The following is a 248-nucleotide window of genomic DNA, read 5'->3' on the forward strand; positions in this document are numbered from 1 at the left end:
TCTGACTTGTGGCTATTGCCAGGTTTCTCGCGTTTCGGAGACGGCAAAGGGCTTTGACTGGAATGAAGAAACCCTTGAGGCTGTTCTCCAGTTTCTGAACCAACTTTCAACAACTTCGATCAAGATCGAATTTCAGGGTGGAGAGCCACTACTTCGGTTGGATATTCTTGAAAAGGTGAGGGCGTTTTGCCGACAACGTTTCGAGAGTGCTCAGTTTGTCGTTTGCACGAACCTGCAAAATTTGTCTG

General features: G+C 47.2%; 1 protein-coding gene. It reads left to right on the plus strand.

What is annotated here, in order from left to right; genetic code table 11:
• Window positions 1–248: 4Fe-4S cluster-binding domain-containing protein (locus Q5762_RS39270; RefSeq protein WP_315897108.1), on the plus strand; the 248-nt coding region annotated here is incomplete at both ends.

This window comes from Streptomyces sp. P9(2023), from assembly GCF_032436795.1.
Classification (GTDB): Bacteria; Actinomycetota; Actinomycetes; order Streptomycetales; family Streptomycetaceae; genus Streptomyces.